This is a genomic window from Streptacidiphilus anmyonensis (assembly GCF_000787855.1).
In the GTDB taxonomy this organism is placed as follows: domain Bacteria; phylum Actinomycetota; class Actinomycetes; order Streptomycetales; family Streptomycetaceae; genus Streptacidiphilus; species Streptacidiphilus anmyonensis.
In genome coordinates, this window is sequence record NZ_BBPQ01000039.1 from 1 (window position 1) to 5,008 (window position 5,008).

A 5,008-nucleotide genomic window follows, 5' to 3' on the forward strand; every position below is an offset into this window, starting at 1 on the left:
GATTTCGCGGCCCCCGTCAATCGGATTTACCGATTAACTGTCGAGGGTTTGCCACCCCGTCGAAGCGGGGCAACTCGGAGAACATTACGTGGCCGTCCGGGGCGAGTCAAATCCAGGGACCCGGGGGCGTCTCCAGCTCCTCCAGCTCGACTCCGGGCGCGGCCAGGACCACGTCGCCGGCCAGGTGCACCATCCCCTCTTCCCCCGTTTCCAGGTCGGCGACGCGGAAGCGGCGGACGGTCAGGGGACCGCTGTCAGTGGGGTGTGTTTCGATCCCTTCGAGAGCCCATCCCTGGTCCAGCGTGCGTGGGGCCAGCAGCGGCTCGGTGAAGGAGACGACCCGTACCCGGGCGGAGGAGCCCTCCGCCAGAGCGAGCATGCGGGCCGTTGCGACGAGGAACGCGGGCGATCGGCCGGTGAAGGCGTGGGCCTTCTCGTTGCCCTCCCGCGTGAACGTGAGATCCGTGTCCTGGAGGTGTGTCCGCACCCAGGTGAGTCCGGAGAGCGCTCCGCCTCGAACCTGCCAGCCGTGGCGGCGAAGTTCCAGCCGGATCGGTCGTGACCGGGAGTCGAGAGTCAGGTCGACGGAGCCGTCCAGCGTGCCGTCGGCGGTGAAGGTCTGTGCTGTGTAGCGCCAGCCGGAGGGTCCGGCCGCGCAGCTGAAGCGTTCCTCACCGAGGGGGGTGTCGTCGTGCGTGTCATGAAACGAGTAGCGGCCGCTGGGCATAGGTCGAGCCTATGCGCCAGCGGCCGCGTGACCGTCAGCCGATCAGTATCAGTAGCGGTACTGCTCGGCCTTGTACGGGCCGTCGACGTTGACGCCGATGTAGTCGGCCTGCGACTGGGTGAGCGTGGTGAGCTTCACCCCGAGGGCGTCCAGGTGGAGCCGGGCGACCTTCTCGTCCAGGTGCTTGGGCAGCGTGTACACGCCGACCGGGTACTCCTCCGGCTTGGTGAACAGCTCGATCTGGGCCAGGGTCTGGTCCGCGAAGGAGTTGGACATCACGAAGGACGGGTGGCCCGTCGCATTGCCCAGGTTCAGCAGACGGCCCTCGGACAGCACGATCAGCGTCTTGCCGTCCGGGAAGGTCCAGGTGTGGACCTGCGGCTTGACCTCGTCCTTGACGATGCCCGGGATCTTGGCCAGGCCGGCCATGTCGATCTCGTTGTCGAAGTGGCCGATGTTGCCGACGATGGCCTGGTGCTTCATCTTGGCCATGTCCGCGGCCATGATGATGTCCTTGTTGCCCGTCGTGGTCACGAAGATGTCCGCGATCCCGACGACCTCGTCGAGCGTGGTGACCTGGTAGCCGTCCATGGCGGCCTGCAGGGCGCAGATCGGGTCGATCTCGGTGACGATGACGCGGGCGCCCTGGCCGCGGAGGGACTCGGCGCAGCCCTTGCCCACGTCGCCGTAGCCGCAGACCACGGCGACCTTGCCGCCGATCAGCACGTGGTGGCCCGGTTGATGCCGTCCACCAGCGAGTGCCGGCAGCCGTACTTGTTGTCGAACTTCGACTTGGTCACCGCGTCGTTCACGTTGATCGCCGGGAACAGCAGGTTCCCGTCCCGGTGCATCTCGTACAGGCGGTGCACACCGGTGGTGGTCTCCTCGGTCACGCCCTTGATCTCGGAGGCGACCTCGGTCCACTTCTTCGGGGTCTCCTTGAGCGTGCGGTTCAGCAGCTCGAGGATGATCCGGAACTCGTCGGAGTCAGCGGTCGACGGGTCCGGGGCGGCGCCGGCCTTCTCGAACTCGACGCCCTTGTGGACCAGCAGCGTCGCGTCGCCGCCGTCGTCCAGGATCATGTTCGGGCCGGAGAAGCCCGGCCACGTCAGCGCCTGCTCGGTGCACCACCAGTACTCCTCCAGCGTCTCGCCCTTCCAGGCGAACACCGGGATGCCCTGCGGGTCCTCCGGCGTGCCGTTCGGGCCCACGGCGATGGCCGCCGCGGCGTGGTCCTGGGTGGAGAAGATGTTGCACGAGCACCAGCGCACGTCGGCGCCGAGTGCGGCGAGGGTCTCGATGAGCACGGCGGTCTGCACGGTCATGTGCAGCGAACCGGTGATCCGCGCGCCGGCCAGCGGCTGCGCGGCGGCGTACTCCTTGCGGATCGCCATCAGGCCGGGCATCTCGTGCTCGGCGAGCTGGATCTCCTTGCGGCCGAAAGCGGCCAGGGAAAGGTCGGCGACCTTGAAGTCACCGGCGTTCAGGGACGTCACGCTGTCTCTCCATCACGTCGGGGTGCGGGCGTTGGTGGCCCGGAACCGGCGCGCTGCCGAGGCGGGCTCGGGCGCGTGCGCGGGCATGCCGATGAGGCGGTGGGTTCCGGGAACCCTTGCACGTACCTCAACCGTATGACCGATTGTTCCGGACCAGTGCGTCGGAGGCCCTCTCTCCCTCGGCGTGACCGCGTCCGGGGACCCGGGCTCGCCGACCGCCATCAGCAGCGACGTCTGGTGCTTGAGACGAATCTACACCGTGCGTACATTCCGAGAGGCGCAGTTACGTGTTCCCTGAGTTCGCAGTGCGGAACGGAAGTGGGGCGGGATGACGGTTCCCTGGAGCGGCGGTGGGTTGCCACCTGTCGCCGCCGAGCGCATGGCGGAGGTCAGGCAGAGCGGCACCTGGACCTCCGCGTTGACCACCGGCGAGTTCGCCTCCGTCCGGTCCGTCGGCTTCGAGCCGGTGGGCCAGGTGATGGGCTCGGCGGTGTTCCAGATCGCCCGCAGCGGCCGCTACTGGGGCTATCACGACTGCCTCTTCTCGGGTGCGGGCTACTCCTTCGGCGGGTACGGCGAGGCGCCGATCGCGCTGTCCGGGCGCGGTGCGCCCTCGCAGGCGCTGGTGGGCGTCTTCGACCAGGCCCGGCGGACGGCGCTGGGCCGGATGACCCAGGAGTGCGTCGCGCTGGGCGGCGACGGCGTGGTGGCCGCGCAGCTGACCATGCAGCCGTTTCCGAACGCGCCGAACTGCCTGGAGTTCAAGGTGATCGGCACGGCGGTGCGCGCCCGCGGGGGCGTGCGGCCGAAGCACCCGTTCACCTGCCATCTCGACGGACAGGGTTTCGCCAAGCTGGTCAGCGCGGGTTGGGTGCCGGCCGAGCTGCTGGTCGGGATGTCCATCGGGGTGCGCCACAACGACTACCGCACCCAGTCGCAGCTGTACTCGTGGCGGAACAACGAGATCACCGGCTGGAGCAACCTGATCCACGCGATCCGTGCGGACGCGCGGCAGCAGCTCCAGTTGCAGGGCTCTCGGCTCGGCGGGGACGGCGTGATCATGGCCAGCGGTGATCTGAAGGTGTGGGAGGAGTCCTGCATCCGGGCGTCGAACCGCAACTCCGAGCAGCGCGACCACGTGGCGGAGGCCACGATGATCGGCACCAGCATCGCCCGCTTCCGGACCAAGGCCGAGCCGCCGCGGACGCTGTCGGTGATGCCGCTGGGCAAGCGCGGTGACCGGCTGCGGCAGCGGCTGGCCGCGGTCGCGTCCAGCCCGTACGGCGACAAGGACCAGTACCGCCGCCTGCTCGCCGAACTGCAGGAACTGGGGGACCAGGGATGAACACGAGCATGACGCAGTCGATCAGCACGAACCACGACCTGACCCATGCAAGGGGAGCTGCCCGATGAGCACCATGGACCCGACCGCCCAGGGTGTGCCCGAGGACGCGATGCGCCGACTGCAGGAGCTGCAGCCGGGCCGCGCCGGATCGATCTTCACGAGCGACCTGTCGGTCAACGAGTTCCTGCTCGTGCGCGAGGCCGGCTTCAAGCCGATCGGTCTCGTGCTGGGCAGCTCGATCTACCACGTCGGCATCCAGTTCGGCCGCTGGGGCAAGAACCAGGAGCTGGACACGCTGAGCCAGGCGATGTACCACGCACGTGAGCTGGCGATGACCCGCATGGAGGCCGAGGCGCACGCGCTGGGCGCCGACGGCATCGTCGGGGTCCGGCTCTCGGTGGAGGCGCGCGAGTTCGGCAACGACATCGCGGAGTTCATCGCCATCGGGACGGCCGTGAAGGCCGACCACCCGGCCCCCGGCGGCGGCAGCTGGCGCAACAACAAGAACCAGCCCTTCACCTCGGACCTGTCCGGCCAGGACTTCTGGACGCTGATCCGAGCCGGCTACGCCCCGCTGGGCATGGTCATGGGCACCTGCGTCTACCACATCGCGCACCAGCGGATGGGGGCCGTGTTCTCGAACATCGGCAAGAATGTGGAGATCGAGCAGTTCACGCAGGCCCTCTACGACGCGCGCGAGTTGGCGATGTCCCGAATGCAGGCCGAGGCCGAGGCGCTGCACGCCGAGGGTGTGGTCGGGGTCCAGCTCAACGCCCACAACCACCGCTGGGGCGGGCACACCACGGAGTTCTTCTCGATCGGCACGGCGGTCCGCCCGCTGCGTCCGGACCACGAGATCGAGCGTCCCACCATGGTGCTGAGCCTGGACGGCTGACCGTGCTGAGATGCTGGGCCCGTTCGAACGGGTAGGGGCCCACCGGGTGCTGATGAGCTCACCGGGTGCTGATGAGGGAGCGAAGGCAGATGAGCGAGATCGAGCTGCTGGCGGCGGCGTTGCGCCGGGACGCCGCGGATCTGGACATGTATGCCCAGGTGCTGACGGGTTCCCTGGCGGACGCCCTGCCGCCGGGCTCCGTCGAGCTCGCACGCAAGCGGTCCGTCTCCGACCGGCTGGCCGGCCGTCCCGGCACGGTCGAGCGGCTGGAGGTGAGCCTGGACGACCGTCGGCTGATCCTCGTGCTGGCGCACGGCCGCCCGCAGGGCGAGGTGGCGACGGTGGTGCGTGGCGTGGTGCTGTCGCGCAAGCAGGTGGCGCTCGACGAGTGGGTGCACGAGCTGGCGGCTGCGGTGGCCCTGCGGGCGGAGTCGGACGCGAGGGCGCGCGCGGCCCTGGAGAAGCTCGTGATGGGCCTCTGAGAGCCTCCAGGGCACAACGGAGCGGCGGGGCCCAAGGGCCCCGCCCCAGGCGTTCGTCACATC

At 69.1% G+C, this 5,008-nt stretch carries 4 protein-coding genes and 1 pseudogene; 3 read left to right on the plus strand and 2 right to left on the minus strand.

The window, feature by feature from the left end; genetic code table 11:
- Positions 1 to 106: 106 nt before the first annotated feature.
- Together TR50_RS27260 and ahcY are read right to left on the minus strand one after the other, a co-directional pair.
- Entirely contained in the window at positions 107 to 727 is a 621-nt protein-coding gene (locus TR50_RS27260; RefSeq protein WP_042427564.1) for a hypothetical protein, read from the minus strand.
- 48 nt (positions 728 to 775) lie between these two features.
- Positions 776 to 2,223, minus strand: a pseudogene (gene ahcY / locus TR50_RS27265) (adenosylhomocysteinase).
- A 328-nt stretch (positions 2,224 to 2,551) separates the two neighbouring features.
- On the opposite strand from ahcY, the gene TR50_RS27270 reads away from it, so the two are divergent.
- The 3 genes from TR50_RS27270 to TR50_RS27280 all read left to right on the plus strand — a co-directional run bounded on the left by TR50_RS27270 (position 2,552) and on the right by TR50_RS27280 (position 4,945).
- Entirely contained in the window at positions 2,552 to 3,568 is a 1,017-nt protein-coding gene (locus TR50_RS27270) for a heavy metal-binding domain-containing protein (RefSeq protein ID WP_152648671.1), read from the plus strand.
- A 64-nt stretch (positions 3,569 to 3,632) separates the two neighbouring features.
- Complete coding sequence (locus TR50_RS27275) at positions 3,633 to 4,463, plus strand: heavy metal-binding domain-containing protein (RefSeq protein WP_201776885.1); 831 nt, start codon at positions 3,633 to 3,635, stop codon at positions 4,461 to 4,463.
- Between the two features lie 89 nt (positions 4,464 to 4,552).
- Complete coding sequence (locus tag TR50_RS27280) at positions 4,553 to 4,945, plus strand: hypothetical protein (RefSeq protein WP_042427567.1); 393 nt, start codon at positions 4,553 to 4,555, stop codon at positions 4,943 to 4,945.
- Positions 4,946 to 5,008: the final 63 nt, after the last annotated feature.

Coding starts and splice junctions, on each gene's coding strand:
- TR50_RS27260 (WP_042427564.1), bottom strand. CDS start 727: ATGCCCAGCGGCCGCTACTCGTTTCATGACACGCACGACGACACCCCC.
- TR50_RS27270 (WP_152648671.1), top strand. CDS start 2,552: ATGACGGTTCCCTGGAGCGGCGGTGGGTTGCCACCTGTCGCCGCCGAG.
- TR50_RS27275 (WP_201776885.1), top strand. CDS start 3,633: ATGAGCACCATGGACCCGACCGCCCAGGGTGTGCCCGAGGACGCGATG.
- TR50_RS27280 (WP_042427567.1), top strand. CDS start 4,553: ATGAGCGAGATCGAGCTGCTGGCGGCGGCGTTGCGCCGGGACGCCGCG.